Here is a 22,192-nt window from a genome sequence, read left to right as displayed (position 1 = left end):
CTACAGGGGCGGCGGCGGGCGATCGCTCAGCCAGCATTTTTCCCATTGGCCTCCAACTGCCCCAACGGCACCCGCCGCTCTATGGCGCTGGACAAAATAATCGAGGTCTTGCTGAACCCGAACTTCGCCACCCGGTTAATCAGGTTTTCCAGCTCGGGCATCGAGCCCACCGCCGCTTGCATGATCACGCACGGGTCGCCTGTGACGCGGTGGCATTCGGTCAGTTCGGGTATTTCCGCCAGGGCGTCGTACACCTTTTGGCTGCCATGATTGGTCAGCCGCAACTCGATCACGCATTGAATCGGCAAGCCCACCTTGGATAAATCCACCTTGGCCTGGTAGCCGGTGATCACGCCGCTGGCCTCAAGCTTGGCCACGCGTTCGGCCACGGCGGGGGCGGAGAGGTTTACGGTGCGCGCCAGTTGCGCGTAGGAAGCGCGGCCATCTTCAAGCAGGGCGCTGAGGAGCATGCGGTCGTATTTGTCCATGATAAGGCTCCGGTTGCGCATCGCTTTCGAAAGCACGGTTTATAGCCTTGATAACCATGGTTTGAGAAGTGTATTGGCGTTTTAAACAGGTTTTGTAACTTAAGTTTATCCACCTTCGTTTCTAGAATAAGTCTCCCATTTCCTGCCATAGAGCCGCCCAATGCCTGGCCCACGTCGCTTTCCCTTACCGTTGATCGCCGCCTTTTTTGCGTTGTATGTGATCTGGGGTTCCACCTACCTGGTGATCCGCATTGGCGTGGAGTACTGGCCGCCGTTGTTGCTGGCGGGCATTCGGTTTTGCACGGCGGGCGCGTTGATGTACGGCTTTCTCAGGTGGCGCGGGGTGCCGGCGCCGACCTGGCCGCAGTGGAAGGCGGCCGGGATGATCGGCATTTTGCTGCTCACCGTGGGCAATGGTGGCGTGAGTGTGGCCGAACATATGGGCGTGTCGTCCGGCGTGGCCGCGCTGGCGGTGGCGACGGTGCCGCTGTTTACCTTGCTGTGTGGGTTTTTCTGGGGGGCGCGTAATACACGGTTGGAATGGGCCGGGGTGCTGCTGGGGATCATCGGCATTGCCATGCTCAACATGGGCAGTACCTTGCAGTCGAGTCCCCTGGGCGCGATGTTGCTGTTGATGGCGGCGGCGTCCTGGGCCTTCGGCTCGGTGTGGAGCCGCCACTTGCCGCTGCCCCAAGGCGCCATGGCCAGCGCCGCGGAAATGCTCGTGGCCGGCGTCGCGCTGCTGATCGTCAGCGCGTTGTCTGGCGAGCACCTGCAGGCCATGCCGCCGCTGGAAGGCTGGCTGGCCCTGGCGTACCTCACGGTGTTCGGCTCGATCATTGCCTTCAACGCCTATATGTACCTGCTCAAGCACGTACGCCCGGCGGCGGCGACCAGCTACGCCTATGTGAACCCTGCAGTGGCTGTGTTACTGGGGATTGTGTTCGTGGGTGAGAGCATCGGCCTGGAAGAAGCCCTGGCAATGCTGGTGATCATCAGCGCGGTGTTGCTGATCAGCCTGCCCCAATGGCGCAAGCCCAAACCGGAAATAAGGTAAACTGCCGCGCATTACGCCCTTGCGCTGAATTTTTCCTACGGTAACTACATGACTTTCGCCACCCTTGGCCTGATCGAACCCTTGCTGCGCGCCCTTGAGACGCTTGGCTACCAGACCCCGACGCCGGTGCAGGCCCAAGCCATTCCGGCCGTGCTGGCCGGTCGCGACCTGATGGCCGCAGCCCAGACCGGCACCGGCAAGACCGCAGGTTTCGCCTTGCCGCTGCTGCAACTGCTGACCCTGGAAGGGCCGAAAGTCGCCGCCAACTCGGCACGTGCGCTGATCCTGTGCCCGACTCGCGAGCTGGCCGAGCAAGTACACGCCAGCGTTGCCGAGTACGCCCAACACCTGCCGCTGACCACTTACGCGGTGTACGGCGGCGTGAGCATCAACCCGCAGATGATGAAGCTGCGCAAGGGTGTGGATATTCTGGTCGCCACCCCTGGCCGCCTGATCGACCTGTTCCGCCAGAACGCGCTGAAGCTCAACCAGCTGCAAACCCTGGTGCTGGACGAAGCCGACCGTATGCTCGACCTGGGCTTCTCCGAAGAACTGGCGAACATCTACCGCATGTTGCCGAAAAAGCGCCAGACCCTGCTGTTCTCCGCGACCTTCTCCGATGACATTCGCCTGCTCGCCGGGCAGATGCTCAACGACCCGCTGAGCATCGAAGTCAGCCCGCGCAACGTCGCCGCCAACACTGTCAAGCAGTGGGTGGTGCCGGTGGACAAGAAGCGCAAGCCGGAACTGTTTGTGCACCTGATGCGCAAGGGCCGTTGGAAGCAAGTGCTGGTGTTCGCCAAGACCCGCAACGGCGTAGACGCCTTGGTGGACAAGTTGCAGGGCCTGGGGATCAACGCCGACGGCATCCATGGCGACAAACCCCAAGCCACCCGCCAACGCGCACTGGACCGCTTCAAGGCCAGCGACGTGCAGATCCTGGTGGCTACTGATGTAGCGGCCCGTGGCCTGGATATCGAAGACCTGCCGCTGGTGGTCAACTTTGACCTGCCGATCGTGGCCGAAGACTACATCCACCGCATTGGCCGTACCGGGCGTGCGGGCAACACCGGTGAGGCGATTTCCCTGGTGTGTGCCGATGAGGTGAACATGCTCTCGGCCATCGAGATGCTGACCCGCCAGACCCTCACCCGCAAAATGGAACCGGACTTCGAGCCCGAGCACCGCGTGCCAGACACCGATGCCAGCGGGCAGGTGGTGAAGAAGCCGAAAAAGCCGAAGAAGCCTAAGGCCTCTGGCGGTGGCGGCAAGCGCAACCTGGGCAAGTGGGTGGACAGTGGGGAAGTGGCCCCAGCAGAGCCTTCGATCAAGCCGGTGCGCAAGGTGCCGGTGTTTAATACCGGGCCGCGTAAGAAGAAGTGATTTTGCGCTGTGGCTGATGGCCTCATTGCAGGCAAGCCAGATCCCACCTTTTGAATTGTGAACACAGTCAAAGGTGGGAGCTGGCTTGCCTGCGATGGCGGCCTTGAGTCCACCGCAGCGCTCAGCGGTTAAGCCACTCCAACATCCCCAGCCCAGCCGCCCGGCCACTGGCAAAACAGCCGGTCAGCAAATACCCACCGGTCGGCGCCTCCCAATCGAGCATTTCCCCCGCACAGAACACCCCAGGCAATGGCTTGAGCATCAACCGCTCATCCAGCGCTTCAAACGGCACACCACCGGCCGTGCTGATCGCCTCATCCATCGGCCGCGTCCTCACCAGCGTCAGCGGCAACGCTTTGATATCCACCGCCAATTGCGCCGGATCGGTGAAGTGTTCAGCGGGCGTCAGCTCGCGCAACAACGCCGCTTTCACGCCATCCAACCCCAACTGACTGTGCAAATGCTTGCTCATCGAGCGTGAGCCACGGGGCTTGGCCAGTGCGGCCTGCACCTTGTCCAGCGGCTTGCTGGGCAGCAAGTCGATATGCACCGTGGCCGCACCGTCGCGGTTGATCGCTTCGCGAATCGGCGCCGACAAGGCGTAAATCAAACTGCCTTCAATGCCGGTGGCGGTGATCACGCATTCGCCCAGCCGAGGTTTGTCATCCCCAAGGCCAATGGCGACGTTTTTCAACGGTGCGCCGGCGAATTTGCTGACCATCAACTCGCTCCATGCCGACACTTCAAACCCGCAGTTGCTCGGTTGCAGCCGCACATAGGGCAGGCCTTTGCCTTCAAACAGGTTAAGCCACGCACCGTCGGAGCCCAGGCGCGACCAACTGCCGCCGCCCAACGCCAGCAACACAGCATCGCTGTGGACAACTTTTTCGCCGTCCGGGCTGTGGATAAGTAAATCGCCCTTGGCATTCCAACCCGTCCAACGATGCCGGGTGTGGATAACCACACCTTGCTCCCGTAGGCGCTTGAGCCAGGCGCGCAACAGTGGCGCGGCTTTCATATCCGTAGGAAACACACGGCCAGAGGTGCCGACGAAGGTTTGAATGCCCAGGCCATGAATCCATTCGCACAACGCCTCGGCGCCAAAGCTGCGCAGCAGCGGTGCCATGTGCGGGGCGCGTCCGGCATAGCGCGACAGGAACGCCGGGTAGGCTTCGGAGTGGGTGATATTCATGCCGCCCACGCCTGCCAGCAGGAACTTGCGCCCCACCGATGGCATGCCGTCGTACAGGTCCACGCGCACGCCCGCCTGGCTCAAGACTTCGGCGGCCATCAGCCCGGCGGGGCCGCCGCCGATGATGGAGACGTGGTGGGCAGAAGTCTGAGGCATGGGCAGGGCTACGATGGTATGAATAGGCCGAGCATTCTACCCGACCACGACGCCGCTGCCTGATCAAAAAACGTACACTTTCCTACAGGCCATACGGCCAAACGCTTGCAGCCGCTTACGCTCAAGTTATCCACAGGCCGTTCCACAGGCATTGTGGGTAACGCTCACACTTCAATGACAACCTGATGACGTCCATACCCGCTGCGCGCTGTGGTGCAGGATGCCATGGCGGCGGGCGAGGGCGGGGCGGTCCTTGCTGTAGCCGCCACCGATTACGCCCATTACTGGAATGTCGCGGCCCAGGCAGTGGCGCATCACGCTTTCATCACGGGCGGCGACGCCGGCGTCTGTCAGCTTGAGGTAACCGAGGGCGTCGTCCTTGTGCACATCCACGCCGGCGTCGTACAGCACCAGGTCTGGCTGGTAGAGCGGCAGCAGGTAGTTGAGCGCGTCATCCACCACCTTGAGGTAGTCGGCATCGCCCATGCCCATGGGCAGCGGGATGTCCCAGTCGCTCTGGGCCTTGCGGGCCGGGAAGTTCTTTTCGCAGTGCAGCGACACGGTGATGGCCTCCGGCGTGTCGTGCAGGATGCGTGCAGTGCCGTCGCCCTGGTGCACGTCGCAATCGAAGATCAGCACACGATTGACCCGGCCGCTGGCCAACAGGTAATGGCTGATCACCGCCAGGTCATTAAAAATGCAGAAACCGGCCGGATAATCGTAATGGGCATGGTGGGTGCCGCCCGCCAGATGGCAGGCCAGGCCATGTTCCAGGGCCTGTTCAGCCGCCAGGATCGAGCCGCCCACCGCACGCACCGTGCGCCGGGCCAGGGCTTCGCTCCAGGGCAGGCCGAGGCGGCGTTGGTCTTCGCGGGACAGTTCGCCGCCCATGTAGCGTTCGATATACCCAGGTTCATGGGCCAGGGCCAAAATGTCTGCCGGGCATAGCGACGGGCGCAGCAATTGGCTGTCTTGGGTCAGGCCGCTGTCCACCAGGTGGTCACGCAGCAGGCGAAACTTGTCCATGGGGAACCGGTGGTCCGCCGGGAACTCAGGGCTGTAGTCTTCGTGGTAGATCAATGGCAAGGGCATGGGATTTTCTGACGGGAACCTGCGAAGGATCTTAACAGCGCTGTACACTCACGCACATGGCAAGGCAGGGGGGACCCATGGAGCCGATACTGGAATTGGAAAGTGCACGCTTGGTGCTGCGCCAATGGCGCGACAGCGACCTGCCGGACTTTGCGCGCATGTGCGCCGACCCGCAGGTGATGCGTTACTTCCCGGCGCAATTGAGCCACTTGGAAAGCGCGGCGCTGATCGGCCGGATACGCGGGCATTTTGCTGAATATGGCTTTGGTTTCTGGGCTTTGCAGCGCAAGGACACCGGTGAGTTTATCGGCCTGACGGGCCTTGCGAATGTCAGCTTCGAAGCCGGCTTTACCCCGGCGGTGGAGATCGGCTGGCGCCTGGCCCGTGAGCATTGGGGCCTGGGTTATGCCAGTGAGGCCGCCTGGACGGCGTTGCGCTGTGGTTTTGACCGCCTGCAACTGGACGAAATCCTGGCTTTCACCACCGAGAGCAATCTGCCCTCACAAAAAGTCATGCAGGCCATCGGTATGCATTACGATCCGCAGGCAGATTTTGAACACCCGAAAGTCGCAGCCGGTGACCCGCTGCGTCCTCACGTGTTGTACCGCATCACCCGCGCCCAATGGTTGGACACGCTGCACGGATAAGCAGGCGGTCATGCTCAACAGAAACCCGTAGGAGCGAGCTTGCTCGCGAAGAACGCAAGAGCGCTGCGGTAAACCAGAAGCGCTGCGTCATCGTTAACGACCTTCGCGAGCAAGCTCGCTCCTACAGGTAGATACCGTTTTGCTTTGAGGAGAGTTTCAATGAGCCAAGTATTGGAAGATCTGGTGGACTTGCTGACCCTGGAGCCGATCGAGGAAAACCTCTTTCGCGGCCGCAGCCAGGACCTGGGCTTTCGCCAACTGTTCGGCGGCCAAGTGCTCGGCCAATCGCTGTCGGCGGCCAGCCAGACCGTGGACGAAGCGCGGCATGTGCATTCCTTGCACGGTTATTTCCTGCGCCCTGGCGATGCGGCCTTGCCGGTGGTGTATTCGGTGGACCGCGTGCGCGATGGCGGCAGTTTCAGCACGCGTCGTGTCACCGCGATTCAAAAGGGCAATCCGATCTTCACCTGCACGACCTCGTTCCAGTACGACGAAGAAGGCTTCGAGCACCAGACCACCATGCCGGTGGTAGTGGGCCCGGAAAACCTGCCGTCGGAGCTGGAGCTGACCCAGCAACGTGCGCACCTGATCCCCGAGCACATGCGCGACAAGCTGCTGTGCCCCAAGCCCATCGAAGTGCGCCCGGTCACCGAAAAAGACCCGTTCAACCCGCAGCCGTCCGACCCGGTCAAGTACGTGTGGTTTCGTGCCGACGGTGCCTTGGCGGACACGCCAGCGCTGCATAAATACCTCTTGGCCTATGCCTCGGACTTTGGCCTGTTGACCACCTCGCTGCTGCCCCATGGCAAGACCGTGTGGCAGAAAGACATGCAGGTCGCCAGCCTCGATCACGCGCTGTGGTTCCACGCCGACCTGCGTGCCGATGACTGGTTACTGTACGCCATGGACAGCCCGTGGGCCGGCAATTCCCGAGGTTTCTCCCGGGGCAGCGTGTACAACCGCGCCGGGCAACTGGTGGCGTCGGTGACCCAGGAAGGTTTGATCCGCCATCGCAAGGATTGGGCATGAGCCTCTGCGACGTTAAGCACTGGGTGTTTGACATGGACGGCACGCTCACGGTGGCGGTGCATGACTTTGCGGCTATCCGCGTGGCGCTGCAGATCCCGCCTGAAGACGACATTCTCACGCACCTCGCGGCATTGCCGGCAGATGTCGCAGAGGCCAAACATGCCTGGTTGCTGGAGCATGAGCGCGAACTGGCGCTGGGTTCCATTGCGGCCGAAGGTGCCGTTGAGCTGGTACGGGAATTGGCCGGGCGCGGTTATCGCTTGGGGATCCTGACCCGTAATGCGCGGGAATTGGCGCATATCACCCTGGAAGCGATAGGCCTGGCGGACTGCTTTGCCATTGAGGATGTGCTGGGGCGCGATGATGCGCCGCACAAGCCGGACCCGGGTGGGTTACTGAAGCTGGCGGCGGCTTGGGACGTAGCGCCCAGCGAAATGGTGATGGTGGGAGATTATCGCTTTGACCTGGATTGTGGCCGGGCAGCGGGGGCCAAGACGGTGTTGGTGAACCTGCCGGAGAACCCTTGGCCGGAATTGGCGGATTGGCATGCCGAGGATTGTGCGGCGCTGCGCCGAATGATTTGAATCGGTTAGCACAAATCCAATTGTGGGAGCGGGCTTGCTCGCGAATGCAGAGTGTCAGTCGCCAGATAGGTTGACTGGTGCACCGCATTCGCGAGCAAGCCCGCTCCCACATTTTTTATTGGGTTTCGTCAGTGACTACTGCGTGAACAGCACCTTTTCTCCCTCTGGCGAGGTAAACATCTTATCCCCGTCATGCCCCACCCCCGGCACTTCCACCAGCCTGTGACCCAACTGCGGATGCCGCTGTTTGAGGTAGTCAAAGTAGTTGTGCCCACGCATCAGCCGATACGCGCCCTGGGCCTCGGCCTCGCAACTTTTATCCAATGCCGGGTGGTTGGGGTCGGTGTCCTGCTGGCCCAGCAGGTAAGTGATATCCCGTGACACGTAGGCCTGTTCCAGTTGCTGGGCACCTCGGTCACCCACGTAATCCGGCAGGTTTTGCATACCGTACTTCCAGTCGTTGAAGCCCGGGCAACTGGTCGCATCGAACTTCACCGGACGTTGCGGGCTGAAGTACGCATAGGACGACGGGTTAGCCACCACATACCGCAGGCGGATGCCTTCAGTGTTCAGCAGCGGGTGATCGTGGCCGGTGAGGGCGAAGCGCTGCACCACTTGGCCGCCGCCAGAATGCCCGGCGACCACGATTTCTTTCAGTGCCGGGAACAGTTTGCGGTTGCCCAAGTGCTTGATGATCTGGTCCAGAGCGCCATAAGAGCTGATCTGCCCTGGGCCGGTGGACGCTTCGCCGGCCATCCAGTCGTTGCCCTTCCAGCGCAAAACCTGATCGTCCAGGTGGTTACGCTTCACGTCCGTTTGATTGAGAAACTGCGGTGCGATCACCAGCGTACTGCCGCCCACTCCGGCATGCTCGGCGGCGTCGATGCCGCTGTGCAGGTAGGTTTGTGCATTGCGCAGGCGGCCATGCACGATGATCAATGCGCGTGTGACCTTGGGCAGTGGTTGGCGCCAATCCTGGCTCAGGCCCAGGCTGAGGTCGCCGGCCTCCAGATGAAAGCGATCGGGGCTGACCACCTTGACGCCCTGTTCGGCCGCGAAGGTGCAACAGGACACGAGCACACCCAGCAGTAACCCCAATCGTTTGATCATTTAGAGACTCTTGGCCGCGAAGGTATCGCATTGAGTGATCTGGCCCTGGGCGAAGCCGGTCTTGAACCAGCGCACGCGCTGGGCCGAGGTGCCGTGGGTGAAGGAGTCCGGTACCACGCGCCCCTGGCCCTGCTGCTGCAAGCGGTCATCGCCGATGGCATTGGCCGCGTTCAGGGCTTCTTCAATATCGCCGGGTTCCAGCCAGTTCAGGCGTTTTTGCGCATGGTTGGCCCACACACCGGCAAAGCAGTCGGCTTGCAGTTCCTGGCGAACCAGCAGGCCGCCGTCGCCTTCCATCTGCCGACCCTGCTGGCGCGCCGCCTGGATCTTGGACGAGATGCCCAGCAACGTTTGTACGTGATGCCCGATTTCGTGAGCGATCACGTAGGCCTGGGCGAAGTCACCGGCGGCCTGGAAGCGTTGCGACATTTCCCGGAAGAAGTCCAGGTCCAGGTACACCTGCTGGTCAGCCGGGCAGTAGAACGGGCCGCTGGCTGAGGTGGCGCCACCACAGGCAGAGTTGACCCGGCCACGGAACAGGATCAGTTTCGGGTTCTTATAGGCCAGCCCGTTTTGCTGGAACACTTGGCCCCAGGTGTCTTCGGTATCGCCCAGCACAGCGCGCACAAAGTCGGCTTGCTCATCGTTGGCTGGCGGCGCTTGACGCGGCTGGGTGCTGACCGACGGCGCTTGTTCCATCTGGCCGGTCAATTGGCCGAGAATCTGCATCGGGTCCTGGCCGGTCAGCCAGCCAATGCCGACGATCAGCACGATGGCCGTGAGGCTCAGGCCCTTGCCGCCGCCGAAGCGCATACCGCCACTGCCGCCGCCACTGTCATTACGGGCATCCACCACGTTGTCGCTGCGTCGGCCTTTTTTCCATAGCATGGGAGCAATCCTCTGTGTGCTAACCGTGATTGATTATGGTCGGTATTAACGGCAATAGCCTTCGCCAGTGGCAACGATCAGGCAGTCTTTTTTATCTGCCAGCCACTTCAAGCCGGTGGCGGCGCCATCGCCAGCGCGCAACAGCTGCGGGCCGTCGGGGCGGGTGAAGGCGATGCCGTCGTCAGTGGCTTCACCTTTGAAGGTGCCAGCGTCATCGGCGTCGAGGCCGTATTGCATGGTCAGCAGGTAGTGGCCACGGCCAATGCTGTCGTCCTTGGCGATGGTCAGGTGCAAGCCTTCGACACCGATCCACTTGCCGACCCATTTATCGGTGGGCGGGGTCTCTGGCACCAGAGTCGCTTGCACGGAAGCGGGCGCGGGCTTGGGGGCTTCTTTCGGGGCTTTATCGCAAGCAGCGAGCAGGGCGAGGGCAGACAGGGCAAAGAGGATTTTTTTCATAGCGGCAAGGCCTTGGTTAAAAAGTGTGCAACGCCGGGGCGAGCGTGCAGCGTTGGACTCGGATCCATCGATTTAGTGCGCTGTTCGCCCGGTGTTTGGTTATGCTCTTGGGGCAGACTCCGGCCCGGCTGCTAGATTACCGGGTTGAGCGCTACTTGGTTCAGTGCTCAGCGTCCCGCTCGCCACACAAGAGAATTCAATGACAGTCAGTACCCCGCTCTCCGGCGTCAACCATCCGTTCAAAGGCATCCTGCTGATTGTGCTGGCGACGTTCCTGTTCTCCAGCCACGACGCCTTGTCCAAATACCTGGCCGGGTTCTACCCGATCGTGATGGTGGTGTGGGCGCGGTACATGGTGCACACCTTGCTGATGGCCGGGATCTTCCTGCCGCAATCGGGCCTGCGCGTGTTGCGCAGCAAGCGGCCGGGCATGCAGGTGGTGCGGGCGCTATGCCTGTTGGGCACCAGCCTGTTCTTTACCACGGCGCTGCATTACATCCCGTTGGCCGAAGCCACGGCGGTGAACTTCCTGGCGCCCATCCTGGTGACGGCGCTGTCGGTGCCGTTGCTGGGTGAGCACGTGACCCGTGGCCAGTGGCTGGCGGTGATCTGCGGGTTTATCGGCGTGGTGATCATCATCCACCCCGGCGGCGAGCTGTTTACCCCGGCAGTGTTGCTGCCGCTGTGCTCGGCGCTGTTCTTCTGTTTCTACCAGTTGCTCACGCGCATCCTCAGCCAATACGACAGCCCGACCACCAGCAACTTCTTCGCCGGCCTGTGCAACACCTTGGTGATGAGTGCGATGGTGCCGTTCTTCTGGCAAGTGCCGACGCTGTGGCACGCGGTGATGATGCTGGCGCTGGGCACCTGCGGCATGACCGCGCACTTGATGCTCACCCAGGCGTTCCGCTTCGCGGCGCCGGCCTTGCTGGCGCCGTTTGGCTATTGCCAGATCGTGTTCGCGGGGTTGTTGGGCTGGCTGGTGTTCAGCCATACCCCCGATATGACCACGGTGGTGGGTATCGGGGTGATCTGCATGAGCGGGTTGGCCGCTGCCTGGCAGCAGCGGCGGCGTTAGTTAAACGTCTACCGTGGGGATCTTGCGCGGCGCCATGAAGTACATCCACACCAGGGCGATGAAATACATCGCCGGGATCAGGGTGAACAAGATCGTGTAGTTGTTGTTGGTTACCGTGAGGATGTGGCCGACGATCTGGGTCATGAACATGCCGCCGATGGCCGCGCACATGCCGCCGAAGCCGAACACCGTGCTCATCATGTGCTTGGGCGTGTAGTCCATCACCAGGCTCCAGATGTTGGCGGTCCAGGCCTGGTGCGCGCCGATGGCCAGGGAGATGGCAAACACCGCGACCCACAGCTGGCTGGAACCGGCCGCCATGATCACGCCGACGATGCAGCAGGCGAACAGCAGCATCGACAACAGCCGCGCCTTGATCGAGTTCATCCCACGGCCAATCAGGAATGACGAAAGGATCCCGCCCCCCACGCTGCCAAAGTCGGCGGTGAGGTAAATGATGATCAGCGGAATGCCCATCTGCGTCACGTTGATGCCCAGGTTGTATTGCTGGTTCAAGAACGGCGGCAGCCAATACAGGTAGAACCAGAACACCGGCGCGGTCAGCGAGTAGGCGAGGGCGAAGGCCCAGGTGCCGCGCATGCGCAGGATGCGGCTGAACGGCACGCGGGGTTGTTCCGGTTCGACTTCCTGTTGCACGTAGTCCAATTCGGATTGTTTAACGGTGGGGTGGTCTTCCGGGTTGTAGTACTTCAAGCCCCAGAGCACCAGCCAGATACCGCCCAGTGCCGACATGCACAGGAACGCCGCCTGCCAGCCCCACACGTGCAGGATCAACGGCAGCAGCATCGGTGTCATCATCGCGCCGACGTTGGTGCCGGCGTTGAAGATGCCGGTGGCCACTGCACGTTCACCCGCCGGGAACCACAAGCGTGTGGTCTTGACGCAGGCCGGGTAGTTGGCGGCTTCGGTCAGCCCGAGGATAAACCGGCAGACCATAAAGCCGACCGCCGAGGTGGCCAGGCCATGGGCACCGGTGGCCAGGCTCCACAGCAGCACGGCGCAGAAGAACACACGTTTGACGCCAACCCGGTCGATCAAGCGGCCTTGCAGCACAAAGCCGATGGCGTAGCCGACCTGGAACCAGAAGTTGATGTTGGCGTAGTCCATCGCCGTCCAGCTCATTTCCTTGGCGAGGATCGGTTGCATCACGCCCAGGGCGGCGCGGTCGATGTAGTTCAAGGTGGTGGCGAAGAACACCAGGGCCAGCATGCCCCAGCGCGTTTTACCCACGGCCAGGGCACCGCGGATCTTGTCGCCGATACCGGCGTGCGGGTTGCCCGGGCGCGCGGCCAGGGCTGGATTTTGCAGAGGCATGAGGTTTGTACCCGTTTTTTGAAATTCTTATGGTGTGTTCTGGGTCTTTGTTACGTGAACGAATTGCCCGGTCGATGGTGCGCAGTGGTTAAAAAGTCGTCAATTCGCCAAAGGGGCTTAGTGTTCGATAATCGCACCAAAAACTAACCGGTTCGTACATTTTAATTGCTGCCTGTAGGCTGGGGGCGAATAATTTGCCACAAACAACAATTGCCGGGAGTCTTCCATGCAACGTTCTATTGCCACCGTGTCCTTGAGCGGCACCCTGCCGGAAAAACTCGAAGCCATTGCCGCCGCCGGGTTTGATGGGGTGGAGATCTTTGAGAACGACTTGTTGTATTACGACGGCAGCCCGCGGGAAGTCAGGCAGATGTGCGCCGACCTGGGCATCGCCATCACCCTGTTCCAACCGTTTCGCGATTTCGAAGGCTGCCGCCGCGATCGCCTGGCGCGCAACCTGGAACGTGCCGAACGCAAATTCGATTTGATGCAGGAACTGGGCACCGACCTGGTGCTGGTGTGCAGTAACGCCTCGGCCGACAGCGTGGGCGACGAACGTATTCTGCTCGATGACCTGAGCCTGCTGGCCGAACACGCCGGCAAGCGCGGCCTGCGCATCGGCTATGAAGCCCTGGCGTGGGGCAAGCATGTGAACACCTGGCAGCAGGTGTGGAACCTGGTGCGCCAGGTCGACCACCCGAGCCTCGGTGTGTTGCTCGACAGCTTCCACACTTTGTCGCTCAAGGGCGACCCGAGTGCTATCGCCCAGATCCCCGGCGACAAGATTTTCTTCGTGCAGATGGCCGACGCACCGATCCTGGCCATGGATGTGCTGGAGTGGAGCCGGCATTTCCGTTGCTTCCCAGGCCAGGGCGAATTTGACCTGGCGGGCTTTCTCGCGCCGATCATCAAAAGTGGCTACACCGGGCCCTTGTCCCTGGAAATTTTCAACGATGGCTTCCGCGCCGCACCCACCCGTGCGAATGCGGCGGACGGATTGCGCTCGTTGCTGTACCTGGAAGAAAAAACCCGCCAGCGCCTGGCGCAGGAAGCACCCGCTGCGCCGGTGGACATCCTGTTTGAAACCCCGGCGGCCAGCGAGTACGACGGGATCGAATTCCTGGAATTTGCCGTGGATGAAAGCCTCGGCGCCAAGCTGAGCAATTGGCTGGAACGCCTGGGGTTCGCCAAGGCCGGCCAGCATCGCTCGAAGAATGTGAGCCTGCTGCGCCAGGGTGATATCAACCTGATCCTCAACTGCGAACCCTATTCCTTCGCCCATAACTTTTTCGAGGCTCACGGCCCGTCGTTGTGCGCCACGGCGGTGCGGGTCAAGGACAGTGCCAAGGCCCTGGAGCGGGCGGTGGCCTACAAGGGCCAGCCTTATCGCGGCCTGGTCGGCCCCAACGAGCTGGAATTGGCCGCCGTACGTGCGCCGGACGGCAGCCTGATTTACCTGGTCGACCCCAGCGAAGGCGGGCTGTACGACACCGATTTCAACCTGCAGGCGGCCACACCCGCCAGCGGCGGCTTGTTGCGCATCGACCACATGGCCATGGCCTTGCCGGCCGACAGCCTCGACAGTTGGGTGCTGTTCTACAAGAGCCTGCTGGATTTCGAAGCCGATGACGAAGTGGTGCTGCCCGACCCTTACGGCCTGGTGAAAAGCCGTGCGTTGCGCAGCCGCTGCAGCTCGATCCGCCTGCCGCTGAATATCTCCGAAAACCGCAACACCGCGATTTCCCACGCGCTCTCCAGCTATCGCGGTTCGGGTGTGCACCATATTGCCTTTGACTGCGCGGACATTTTTGCTGAGGTGCGCCGGGCCAAGGAAGCCGGTGTACCGCTGCTGGATATCCCGCTCAACTACTACGACGACCTGGCGGCGCGCTTCGATTTCGACGATGAGTTCCTCAGCGAGCTGGCGTACTACAACGTGCTGTACGACCGCGACGCCCAGGGCGGTGAGCTGTTTCATGTGTACACCGAACCGTTCGAAGGGCGGTTTTTCTTCGAGATCATCCAGCGCAAGCATGGCTATGCCGGCTACGGCGCAGCCAACGTGGCGGTGCGTCTGGCGGCGATGGCCAAGTCGCGCAGTGGGGCGGTGCGCCAGGCCCGTTTATAAGGGCAGGGTGGGTGCTTCCTTCGGGGAGCGCCGCGGCCCATAATCAGCGCCTGCACAACAATGGCTGTGAGCGCACCATGACCTCGAGTCCCGATCTCCCCGCGGTAGCTGACGCACCGCGCAAGAGTCGCAAGAACAATCCGGAAAAGACCCGCGAAAATATTCTGCAAGAAGCCATTGTCGAGTTTGTTCAGCAGGGCCTGGCCGGCGCACGCGTGGACGCCATCGCCGAGCGCATCCATACCTCCAAGCGCATGATCTATTACTACTTCGGCAGCAAGGAGCAGCTATACGTCGAGGTGCTGGAGAAGCTCTACGGCGATATCCGCAACACCGAAACGCGCATGAACCTCACCGCCCTGGAACCCCGTGAGGCGATTCGCCGGTTGGTCGAGTTCACCTTCGATCACCACGACCAGAACGTGGATTTCGTGCGCATCGTCAGCATCGAAAATATCCACAACGCCGAGTACGTCAAGCGCACCGAGACCATCAAGGCGATGAACAGCAAAATCCTGGAAGGGCTGGGAGAGACCTTGCGCCGCGGGGCTGAGTTGGGGCTGTTTCGCGAAGGGCTGGAGCCGCTGGATGTGCACTTGCTGATCAACTCGTTCAGCTTTTATCGGGTGTCCAACCGGCACACCTTCAGCGAGATTTTCCAGATCGAACTGTCGGATGAGGCGATCAAGCAGCGCCATCGGGAGATGATTTGCGAGTCGGTGCTGCGCTATCTGCAAGCCTGAGAACACCCGTTTTCAAGATCGAATTCAGCTTGCCCCAATGTTGTAGGAGCGAGCTTGCTCGCGAAAAACGTCAACGATAACGCGTGCTTGCTGAATGAACGCGGCGCCTGTGAGTTTTTCGCGAGCAAGCTCGCTCCTACAGCGTTGGGGCACACCCACATTTTGATGGGGTTGCATCCCTAGGTATTCATGCTCTGGAAATGCGCCAGCATCCTGTCTGCATCCGCCATTTCACCGCAGAACAACTCAAACGCCTTCACCGCCTGAAACACCGCCATATTGCCGCCATCCAACGTACGGCAACCCAAGGCGCGAGCGTCACGTAGCAGTTGGGTTTCCAGCGGGAAGTACACGATCTCCGCTACCCACAATTCGGCCCGCAATAACGCCGCAGGCACCGGCGTGCCGGGCAGCTTGGCCATGCCCATCGGCGTGGTGTTCACCAGGCCATCGGCTTCGGCCATGGCGTTTTCCAGGTGGCTGCCGACTTGAGCGCTACCGGCACCGAACTGCCGGGCAAGGTTATCCACAAGGTCCTGGGCGCGGGTGCGGTCGACATCGAAGATGCTCAACTGCTCCACACCTTCTGCCAACAGTGCATGGGCCACCGCCGCGCCCGCGCCACCAGCGCCCATCTGCACCACGCGTTGGCGCGGTACGTTGTGCAAGTTGCGCCGAAAACCTTCGGCGAACCCCAGGCAGTCGGTGTTATGACCGATGCGTTTGCCGCCCTTGAACACCACGGTGTTGACCGCACCAATACCCTTGGCCTCATCGGAGAGCTCATCGAGCAACGGCAGGATCGCCTGCTTGCACGGGTAAGTAATGTTCAGCCCGGTGAAGTGCATCAGCTCGGCGGCCCGTAGTAATTCCGGCAGGGCGTTGAGGTCCAGGTGCAGCGGCTCCAGGTCGATCAGGCGATACAGGTAGCGCAAGCCCTGGGCGTCGCCTTCCTGCTCATGCAGTGCCGGTGTGCGTGAGGCCTGGATGCCGGCGCCGATCAGGCCAGCGAGTATGCGTGGTTTCATCACGTGCGTCCCTTCAGCGTCAGGCTGAAATGTTCCAGTGCCAGGTGGTAGCCATGGCTGCCAAACCCGGCCAGCACGGCCTGGGCGATCGGTGACACAAACGAGTGATGACGAAAGGCTTCACGGGCATGCACGTTGGATAAATGCACTTCGATCACGGGCACTTCACTGGCCACCAGGGCATCGCGGATCGCGACCGAAGTGTGAGTCCAGGCCGCCGGGTTGATCACAATACCCGCGCAGCGGTTGCGGGCGCCGTGGATCCAGTCGAGCAATTCGCCCTCGTGGTTGGTCTGGCGAAACTCGATGGTCAGCCCGAGTTTGTCGGCGCTGCGCCCACACAGGGCAGCAATGTCGGCCAGGGTTTCATGGCCATAAGTGGCAGGCTCGCGGGTGCCGAGCAGGTTGAGGTTGGGGCCGTTGAGCACCAGCACGATGGGCGGCATAGAGGCTTCTCCACAGTTCTTATTGGTTGTGGAATCAAAATGTACTGGTTGGTTAATTTGGTCAATGGATGGCAGCGGATCTGTTCGGTGATCGAACGTTTAATCAAGGCAAACGCTAGGCTCAATCGGATTAGATATCAATTGAAAATCATTCTCGACAACGCTTAAGATGCCCGCCTGTTTCCTTAACATTCCAGGGAGTCGGTTTGTCGGACGTGGATCTCAAGGGCCTGTTTCTCAAGCACGCCGATACGCTGCGCGGGTATTTGGCCCGCAGGGTACGGGACCCGCAACTGGCCGCAGACCTGGTGCAGGAGAGCTTCCTGCGCCTGGCAGAAAAACCGGCCGGTGAGCGTATCGACAACTCCCAGGGTTATCTCTATCGAACGGCGAGCAATCTGCTGATCGACCATATTCGCCAGGAAGCACGGCGCAAGACCGACACCGTGCCCCACGAGGCGCTGGCCGAGATTGAAGATGACGTGGCCGGGTTGGAGGCTCAGGCAATGGCGCAGCAACAGCGGCAGGCATTGAAGCAGGCGCTTTCGGAATTGCCGACGCGCACCCAGCAGATTTTCCGCTTGAACCGTATCGAAGGCATGACCCACGCTCAGGTCGCCCGGCATCTGGACATTAGCGACAGCAGCGTGCAAAAGCATCTGGCCAAGGCCTTGGCGTACGTGATGCAGCGCTTGCAGGAAGGCGAGGTGACGCCATCCGACGAATGAATTACCGAAATACGCCAGGCCAGACGTCACAGCGTCTATATAACGAGAATTCGAGATTCACACGTGAATAGCCAGGGACCGCAACAGCACAGCATTACCGAGGCGGCCGCCGAGTGGGCGGTGCGTCTGCACGCCGGTGCCTTGAGCGAACAGGAACAAGCCGAACTGCGCCAGTGGATCGCCCGCGACAGCCGCCACGAAGCGGCCCTGCGGTTTGCCGAACAGACCTGGGCGGCGCTGGGCGAGGTGCACAAGGACGAGGCTGTACACCGACAGCGCCCGCCCGCGGCCGCTACACCCTTGCGCCGCGCCAAACGTCGACGGCCGTGGCAACGTGCGGCCGCCGTGGCGCTGATCGTGGTGGCGGCGGGCATCGGCTGGGTACGCGGGCCGGATGCCTTGCTGCGCTTGCAGGCCGACTACGTCACGCACAAAGGCGAAGTGCGCACGGTGCACCTGGCCGATGGCAGCGTGGTGGAGCTGGATTCCGACAGCGCCATTCGCCTTGAGTACGACGGCGTACAGCGCGGCGTCAACCTGCTCCAGGGCTCGGCGATTTTTCAGGTGGCGCCGATGGCCGGCGAAGAACCCCGACCGTTCGTGGTGCACAGTGCCGGCGGCCAGACCCGGGCGCTGGGCACACGGTTTGTGGTCGAACGTGAACGCGAGAGCCAGGCCTGGGTGGGTGTGCTGCAACACAGCGTCGAAGTGTCAGTGCCGGCTTCACCCAGAAACGGCCCTGCCGAGCAGGTCCTGCAACAGGGCCAGGCTGCGCGCTACAGCCCCCAGGACGGGGTGGTCAGCCTGGATCAGTTTGATGTGGATCGCGCCACCAGTTGGCACCGTGGTGTGTTGATCTTCGACCGGCAGCCGCTGGCCAAGGTCATCGAGCAACTCAACCGTTACCGCCCCGGGCGTGTGGTGTTGGCTAACGCGGACCTGGGCGAGCGCGAAGTCAGCGGCGTCTTCCGCCTGGACATGCTCGACAGCGCCCTGGCCACCCTGACCCAAGAGCTTCAAGTGCAACGCGTGGAGCTGGCTGGCCTCAGCCTGATCTACTGACCTTCCCCCGTTAAAAACCGATGCCCCTGTAGGCGCGAGCTCGCTCGCGAAAAAACCCAGGGCACCGCGTTTTCGTTGACGTTCTTCGCGAGCAAGCTCGCTCCTGCAAAAAATATTACTGACTTCCCGCGCCTCGCACGTCTTGCTAGGTGAGAAGTATTCGCATAAACAAAAAATGCTCAGCGTAGGGATCACCACCAATGTCAGCACTCACCAAGGGGCGTATCACCGGCAGCCGCTTAGCCCTGGCCATTCACCTGGGGTTGTTCACCGTGGCCGTCCCGGCTTATGCGCAGCCTCCAGCTGCCACGGCTCAGTCCGCCGTGCTGACGTTCGATATCCCTGCGCAATCCCTCGGCAGTGCGGTGCTGGCGTTCGCTGACCAGGCCGGCCTGCAGGTGCTGTTCGACAGCCAGCGCCTGCACGGGCTGAGCAGCACCGCGCTCAAGGGTCGCTTTGACGTGCAGGAAGGCCTGGGCCGCCTGCTCGGCGCCGCCCCGGTGGAGTACCGCTTTACCGGGGATCGCCAGGTCACCCTCACCCGGGTGGAACAACAAGCCGGTGCCCTGGCCTTGGCCACCACCACGGTCACCGGCCTGCACCCGCAGGATTGGGTGTATTCAACCCCACGCTCGGTGAGTGTGGTGGGGCGCGAACAGCTGGATCGCAACCCGCCGCGTCATGCCGCCGAGATGCTGGAAGAGGCGCCGGGCGTCTACTCAGCTGTCAGCCAGCAAGACCCAGGGTTGTCGGTGAATATCCGCGGTATCCAGGACTATGGCCGGGTCAATATGTCGGTCGATGGCATGCGCCAGAATTACCAGCAAAGTGGTCACCAGCAACGCAATGGCACGCTGTATGTTGACCCGCAGTTGCTGTCCGAGGTGGTGATCGAAAAGGGCGCGACCTCCACCCAGGGCGGTGCGGGGGTGATTGGCGGGGTGGCTAACTTCCGCACGCTTGAAGCCGCTGATTTGCTCAAGGATGGCAAGCAAATCGGCGGGCGCATTCGGCTCACCTCGGGGCTGGGTGGGCGCAGCAACGGCACGCACTTTATCGGCAGTTCGGCGTTTGCCGTGGGCACCGATGTCTGGGACATGCTGGTGGCCGCCAGCGAGCGTCACCTCGGCGATTACAACCCCGGCACCCGGGGCAGCATTGGCGAGTTGCGTAGCGGCGCGGCGTACATGCCGGCCAGTGAGGAGCGGATCAAGAACTCCACCGTTGCCTATTCGGGCTCGGTGATGCGTTCACGCTTGCTCAAGCTGGGGCTTAATCTTCCGGTTGAGCAGCGTCTGCAACTGAGCTACCTGGTCACCGAAGTCGACTACGACGACGTCAATATGATGACCGCCGAAAAGCCCCAGTTATGGGAAAAGCTCGGCAGCAGCAACGTCAAGGCGCAGAACTTCGCGCTCGATTACAGCTATGCGCCAGACAACCCGCTGATCGACTTCAAGGCCAAGCTCTACCATGTCGATACCCGCAACGACCAATCCACCCTGGCCCGGGGTATCAGCAAGGCTTACGACGTCACCTATCAAACCAATACCTACGGCGTACAGGCGCAGAACCTCTCGACCTTTGCCCTGACGGAACTGGCCACCCTCAAGGCCAACTATGGGTTGGAGTTTTTCTACGACAAGGTCCGGCCGGACTCCAACCAGGGGGTAGAGGCGGGTTCGGCGCTGACGGCCTCGGCGGCGGAGAGCATCACGCCCAAAGGTGATCGGGCCATGGGCAGCCTGTTCGGGCGCCTGGATTTCGACTACGACGATTGGCTGAACCTCAACGCCGGCTTGCGTTATGACCGTTATCGGCTGCGCGGCGATACCGGCTTGAACACCCGCACCTTCATCATCGGCACCACTCGCCAGATCAGTGTGCCCACCACTTACGATGTGGATCGCGAGGAGGGCCGTTTTTCGCCGACGTTTGGCTTGTCGGTCAAGCCGGGTGTGGATTGGCTGCAACTCTTCGCCACCTATGGCAAGGGCTGGCGCCCGCCGGCAGTGACCGAAACCATGGTCAGCGGCCGGCCCCACGGCGGCGGTTCGGAGTCGATTTTCCCCAACCCTTACCTGAAGCCGGAGCGGTCTACGGCGTGGGAAGTCGGCTTCAATGTGCTCAAGGAAGACCTGCTGTTTTCCGATGATCGCGTGGGCATGAAGGTGTCCTACTTCAACACCCGGGTCGATGACTTTTCCTATATGGCCCTGGGCGTACAGCCGCCGGGTTATGGCAACGTCAATATCGGCAGTGCGGCCTATGTGAACAACCTGGAGACCACGCGTTTTCGGGGGCTTGAATACCAACTCGATTACGACGCCGGTTTTGCCTACGGCCAGTTCAACTACACGCGCATGCTTGGCAGCAATAAGTTCTGCAGCAAAACCGCGTGGCTGGGCGGCGTGACCAAGACCCAGAAACGCCCGGGTAACCGTGCACCGGTAGACGCGATGGTGCCGGACGACGCGGCCAATGCCGGCGTGGGGTGCAGCGCGATCCTCGGCTCCTCCGAACACATGCCCATGGACCGCGGCACCGCCACGCTGGGCGCGCGGTTCTTTGAGCGCAAGCTGGACGTGGGTGTGCGTGCCCGCTACAGCGCCGGCTACTACGTCAAGGGCGCCGCCGGGGTGACCACCTCGCAAACCGGCGTCTACCCCGCTGACTGGAAGCCCTACACCGTCTTCGACCTGTATGGCAGCTACCGCGCCACCGACCAATTGACCCTGCGCCTGGCCATGGAGAACGTCACCGACCGCGCCTATCTGGTGCCGCTCGGGGATGTGCTGGCCTTCACTCTGGGCCGTGGGCGCACCGTGCAGGGCACCGTTGAATATCAGTTCTGACCGCTTTTGCCCAGTGACGGGCAAAACCACAGCAGGCACCGGCTTGCTGGGGAGTGACCACCCAATGACTTGGAGTTTTGCATGAGCATTTCTATTTCATACAGCACGACCTACGCCGCCAGCACCGTCGCCCAATACCTGAACGACTGGTCGGCTTACTTTGGTGATCTCAACCACCGTGAAGGTTCGGTGAAAGAGGGTGTGAACACCGGTGGTTTCAACCCGGGGCCGTTCGACGGCACCCAATATGGCGTGACAAGCAGCGTCAGCGATGCGGCGGTGGTGGCTGAAGGCAGCCTGCATTACACCCTGTTCAATCCGCCGACCCACACCTTGTGGGGTTCGCTCGACGGCCTGACCCTGGGCGATACCCTCGCCGGCGGCGCGAGCAGCGGTGGCTACACCATCGCCAACCAGGAAGTCAGCTTCACCAACCTGGGCCTGTCGAGCCTGCAGTCCGAAGGCCGCGATGGCCAGGTGCACAAAGTCGTGTACGGCCTGATGAGCGGCGACAGTTCGGCGCTGGCCTCGGCCATCGACACCCTGCTCAAAGGCATCGACCCAAGCCTGTCGGTCAACTCCACCTTCGATCAACTGGCCGCTGCCGGTGTGGCCCATCAGGAGCCGGCTGCGTTTGCGGCTGCCGATGTGGGCCTGGTGGGCATTCAGGACGCGCCGCACGACTTCGCCCTGGCCGCCTGATG

Annotated in this window: 21 protein-coding genes; 12 read left to right on the top strand and 9 right to left on the bottom strand. The window is 61.7% G+C overall.

Annotation, left to right across the window (positions count from 1 at the left end; genetic code table 11):
- Positions 1 to 26 precede the first annotated feature (26 nt).
- Positions 27 to 488: an Lrp/AsnC family transcriptional regulator gene (locus ACWHXD_RS27345; protein ID WP_014720049.1), complete on the bottom strand. Its 462-nt coding sequence runs from the start codon at positions 486 to 488 to the stop codon at positions 27 to 29.
- Between the two features lie 160 nt (positions 489 to 648).
- Between ACWHXD_RS27345 and yedA the strand changes: the two genes are divergently transcribed.
- Both yedA and rhlE1 read left to right on the top strand, forming a co-directional pair.
- Positions 649 to 1,545: a drug/metabolite exporter YedA gene (yedA, locus tag ACWHXD_RS27340; protein WP_138761880.1), complete on the top strand. Its 897-nt coding sequence runs from the start codon at positions 649 to 651 to the stop codon at positions 1,543 to 1,545.
- A gap of 48 nt (positions 1,546 to 1,593) precedes the next feature.
- Positions 1,594 to 2,928 (top strand): RNA helicase RhlE1, encoded by a 1,335-nt coding sequence (gene rhlE1, locus ACWHXD_RS27335; RefSeq protein WP_056791984.1) that lies wholly within the window; start codon positions 1,594 to 1,596, stop codon positions 2,926 to 2,928.
- A gap of 121 nt (positions 2,929 to 3,049) precedes the next feature.
- On the opposite strand, the gene ACWHXD_RS27330 is transcribed toward rhlE1, so the two are convergent.
- Positions 3,050 to 4,276, bottom strand: coding sequence for a TIGR03862 family flavoprotein (locus ACWHXD_RS27330; RefSeq protein WP_138761881.1), 1,227 nt, complete (start codon positions 4,274 to 4,276; stop codon positions 3,050 to 3,052).
- 171 nt (positions 4,277 to 4,447) lie between these two features.
- Complete coding sequence (locus ACWHXD_RS27325) at positions 4,448 to 5,368, bottom strand: histone deacetylase family protein (protein WP_138761882.1); 921 nt, start codon at positions 5,366 to 5,368, stop codon at positions 4,448 to 4,450.
- A gap of 77 nt (positions 5,369 to 5,445) precedes the next feature.
- On the opposite strand from ACWHXD_RS27325, the gene ACWHXD_RS27320 reads away from it, so the two are divergent.
- The 3 genes from ACWHXD_RS27320 to ACWHXD_RS27310 all read left to right on the top strand — a co-directional run bounded on the left by ACWHXD_RS27320 (position 5,446) and on the right by ACWHXD_RS27310 (position 7,628).
- Positions 5,446 to 6,015 (top strand): GNAT family N-acetyltransferase, encoded by a 570-nt coding sequence (locus ACWHXD_RS27320; RefSeq protein ID WP_014720044.1) that lies wholly within the window; start codon positions 5,446 to 5,448, stop codon positions 6,013 to 6,015.
- 159 nt (positions 6,016 to 6,174) lie between these two features.
- A complete protein-coding gene (gene tesB, locus ACWHXD_RS27315) occupies positions 6,175 to 7,044 on the top strand; it encodes an acyl-CoA thioesterase II (RefSeq protein WP_032895201.1) in 870 nt (289 codons plus the stop codon).
- Positions 7,041 to 7,628 carry an HAD family hydrolase gene (locus ACWHXD_RS27310; protein ID WP_138761883.1) on the top strand — a complete coding sequence of 196 codons (588 nt, stop codon included), beginning with the start codon at positions 7,041 to 7,043 and terminating at the stop codon, positions 7,626 to 7,628. Before tesB ends, ACWHXD_RS27310 begins: the two co-directional genes overlap by 4 nt.
- Before the next feature lie 135 nt (positions 7,629 to 7,763).
- Here the strand turns inward: ACWHXD_RS27310 and ACWHXD_RS27305 are convergent, their stop codons facing one another.
- Genes ACWHXD_RS27305 through ACWHXD_RS27295 form a run of 3 tightly spaced genes read right to left on the bottom strand, consistent with a single transcriptional unit; the run spans position 7,764 to position 10,085 of the window.
- Positions 7,764 to 8,738 carry an alpha/beta hydrolase gene (locus ACWHXD_RS27305; RefSeq protein WP_138761884.1) on the bottom strand — a complete coding sequence of 325 codons (975 nt, stop codon included), beginning with the start codon at positions 8,736 to 8,738 and terminating at the stop codon, positions 7,764 to 7,766.
- Positions 8,739 to 9,626 carry a KPN_02809 family neutral zinc metallopeptidase gene (ypfJ, locus tag ACWHXD_RS27300; protein WP_138761885.1) on the bottom strand — a complete coding sequence of 296 codons (888 nt, stop codon included), beginning with the start codon at positions 9,624 to 9,626 and terminating at the stop codon, positions 8,739 to 8,741.
- 45 nt (positions 9,627 to 9,671) lie between these two features.
- Positions 9,672 to 10,085, bottom strand: coding sequence for a lipoprotein (locus tag ACWHXD_RS27295; protein ID WP_032895205.1), 414 nt, complete (start codon positions 10,083 to 10,085; stop codon positions 9,672 to 9,674).
- A gap of 199 nt (positions 10,086 to 10,284) precedes the next feature.
- On the opposite strand from ACWHXD_RS27295, the gene ACWHXD_RS27290 reads away from it, so the two are divergent.
- Positions 10,285 to 11,163 carry a DMT family transporter gene (locus ACWHXD_RS27290; protein ID WP_003194370.1) on the top strand — a complete coding sequence of 293 codons (879 nt, stop codon included), beginning with the start codon at positions 10,285 to 10,287 and terminating at the stop codon, positions 11,161 to 11,163.
- Here the strand turns inward: ACWHXD_RS27290 and ACWHXD_RS27285 are convergent, their stop codons facing one another.
- Positions 11,164 to 12,498, bottom strand: coding sequence for an MFS transporter (locus ACWHXD_RS27285; protein ID WP_003194368.1), 1,335 nt, complete (start codon positions 12,496 to 12,498; stop codon positions 11,164 to 11,166). It lies immediately after the preceding gene.
- A 226-nt stretch (positions 12,499 to 12,724) separates the two neighbouring features.
- Between ACWHXD_RS27285 and quiC the strand changes: the two genes are divergently transcribed.
- Both quiC and ACWHXD_RS27275 read left to right on the top strand, forming a co-directional pair.
- Positions 12,725 to 14,626, top strand: a complete 1,902-nt coding sequence (quiC, locus tag ACWHXD_RS27280) for a 3-dehydroshikimate dehydratase QuiC (RefSeq protein WP_138761886.1) — start codon at positions 12,725 to 12,727, stop codon at positions 14,624 to 14,626.
- A gap of 77 nt (positions 14,627 to 14,703) precedes the next feature.
- Complete coding sequence (locus ACWHXD_RS27275; RefSeq protein ID WP_014720036.1) at positions 14,704 to 15,369, top strand: TetR/AcrR family transcriptional regulator; 666 nt, start codon at positions 14,704 to 14,706, stop codon at positions 15,367 to 15,369.
- Positions 15,370 to 15,548: 179 nt separating this feature from the next.
- On the opposite strand, the gene ACWHXD_RS27270 is transcribed toward ACWHXD_RS27275, so the two are convergent.
- Together ACWHXD_RS27270 and aroQ are read right to left on the bottom strand one after the other, a co-directional pair.
- Positions 15,549 to 16,397 (bottom strand): shikimate dehydrogenase, encoded by an 849-nt coding sequence (locus ACWHXD_RS27270; RefSeq protein WP_138761888.1) that lies wholly within the window; start codon positions 16,395 to 16,397, stop codon positions 15,549 to 15,551.
- Positions 16,397 to 16,843 carry a type II 3-dehydroquinate dehydratase gene (aroQ, locus tag ACWHXD_RS27265; protein WP_138761889.1) on the bottom strand — a complete coding sequence of 149 codons (447 nt, stop codon included), beginning with the start codon at positions 16,841 to 16,843 and terminating at the stop codon, positions 16,397 to 16,399. Before aroQ ends, ACWHXD_RS27270 begins: the two co-directional genes overlap by 1 nt.
- A 206-nt stretch (positions 16,844 to 17,049) precedes the next feature.
- On the opposite strand from aroQ, the gene ACWHXD_RS27260 reads away from it, so the two are divergent.
- The 4 genes from ACWHXD_RS27260 (at position 17,050) to ACWHXD_RS27245 (ending at position 22,190) form a co-directional block, all read left to right on the top strand.
- The gene (locus ACWHXD_RS27260; protein ID WP_138761890.1) at positions 17,050 to 17,571 is read left to right on the top strand and encodes an RNA polymerase sigma factor; all 522 of its coding nucleotides are present in this window, start codon (positions 17,050 to 17,052) and stop codon (positions 17,569 to 17,571) included.
- 63 nt (positions 17,572 to 17,634) lie between these two features.
- The gene (locus ACWHXD_RS27255) at positions 17,635 to 18,633 is read left to right on the top strand and encodes a FecR family protein (protein ID WP_138761891.1); all 999 of its coding nucleotides are present in this window, start codon (positions 17,635 to 17,637) and stop codon (positions 18,631 to 18,633) included.
- Between the two features lie 200 nt (positions 18,634 to 18,833).
- Entirely contained in the window at positions 18,834 to 21,488 is a 2,655-nt protein-coding gene (locus ACWHXD_RS27250) for a TonB-dependent receptor (protein ID WP_138761892.1), read from the top strand.
- A gap of 81 nt (positions 21,489 to 21,569) precedes the next feature.
- A complete protein-coding gene (locus ACWHXD_RS27245; protein ID WP_032895212.1) occupies positions 21,570 to 22,190 on the top strand; it encodes a heme acquisition protein HasA in 621 nt (206 codons plus the stop codon).
- Positions 22,191 to 22,192: the final 2 nt, after the last annotated feature.

The organism is Pseudomonas fjordensis (assembly GCF_976987115.1).
The sequence above is the reverse complement of the archived record's forward strand: the minus strand, read 5'-3'. Positions and strand labels throughout refer to the sequence as shown.